The 1,508-nt window shown below is 37.0% G+C and carries 2 protein-coding genes; both read left to right on the forward strand.

Annotated elements, in window-relative coordinates:
- A partial coding sequence (locus GSY74_RS03635; RefSeq protein ID WP_188108688.1) for a peptidylprolyl isomerase occupies positions 1-461 on the forward strand: 461 nt, incomplete at its 5' end.
- Between the two features lie 27 nt (positions 462-488).
- Positions 489-1,508 (forward strand): class II fructose-bisphosphate aldolase (gene fbaA, locus GSY74_RS03640; RefSeq protein ID WP_164663748.1); only part of this gene is annotated, 1,020 nt, incomplete at its 3' end.

Here is a 1,508-nt window from a genome sequence, read left to right on the forward strand (position 1 = left end):
AGAGATATTATAGAGAAAATGATAGTAAATTTTATCAATCAGCATCAGCATCTGCTAGACATATTTTGGTTACAACCCAGAGTGAAGCTAGAGAGATTATCAAGGAGTTGGAGTTCTCTTCTAATCTCAGAGAGAGATTTATAGAACTTGCTAAAATACGCTCAACAGGTCCTTCTGGTAAAAATGGTGGGGATTTAGGTTGGTTCTCTAAAGATCAAATGGTTCCAGAGTTTTCTAATGCTACATTTGCTCTTAATCCTGGGAATTTTACGCATATCCCCGTTCAGACTCATTTTGGATATCATATTATCTATCTAACAGATAAAAAACCAGCAGGGAAGATAGAGTTTTCAAAAGTTAGAGATAGTATAGCTAACTCTCTTAAATTGAAAAAATTTCAAGAGGATTTGAAAAATTTAAGTAAAAAATTAAAGAAATCTGCAAATATTAGTGTAAAATAACAAAAAATTTTTAAAGGTGATATAAATATGTCTCAAAAAATATTAGATACTCTCCCTGTGGGGGTCTTGAGTGGTGATGAAGTGCAAAAACTATTTGCTATTGCAAAAGAGGAGGGATTTGCAATTCCTGCTGTCAATGTAGTCAGTAACTCTTCAATCAATGCTGTATTAGAAGCTGCTGCAAAAGTAAATTCACCAGTTATAGTTCAATTCTCAAATGGTGGAGGAGATTTTTATGCAGGAAAAGGTATGGGTAGTAGGGGCAGTACCCGCGTGTCTGCCCAACAAAGAGCAATTCTAGGAACCATATCTGGTGCAAAACATGTTCATACAGTAGCCAAAGCTTATGGTGTTCCTGTCATTCTTCATACTGACCATGCGTCTCGAAAACTTCTACCGTGGATTGATGCTCTTTTGGAAGCTAGTGAAGAGAATTTCAAAGCTTTTGGCAAACCTCTTTTCTCATCACATATGATTGACCTATCCGAAGAGCCAATCGAAGAGAATATCGGAACTTGCAAAGAGTACTTGGAGAGAATGTCCAAAATAGGTATCACACTAGAGATAGAGCTTGGTGTTACAGGTGGAGAGGAGGATGGCGTTGACAATACAGAGATTGACAATGCACTTCTCTATACACAACCTGAAGAGGTTGCATACGCCTATGAAGAGCTAAAAAAAGTATCTGATATGTTTACTATCGCTGCCTCTTTTGGTAATGTTCATGGTGTATATAAACCTGGGAATGTTGTCCTTACTCCAACTATTTTAGATAATTCACAAAAGTATATAGAGGAGAAGTATAACACAGCTAAAAAACCTGTTGATTTTGTATTTCATGGTGGTTCAGGTTCTACTCTTGCAGAGATTCGAGAGGCGATTGAGTATGGTGTAATTAAGATGAATATTGATACTGATACACAGTGGGCGTATTGGGATGGCATTCGAAAATATATTGCACAGTATCACGCTTATCTACAAGGTCAGATTGGTAACCCAGAGGGTGAAGATAAGCCAAACAAGAAGTATTATGACCCTAGAAAGTGG

Source organism: Sulfurovum sp. bin170, assembly GCF_010892395.1.
In the GTDB taxonomy this organism is placed as follows: domain Bacteria; phylum Campylobacterota; class Campylobacteria; order Campylobacterales; family Sulfurovaceae; genus UBA1140.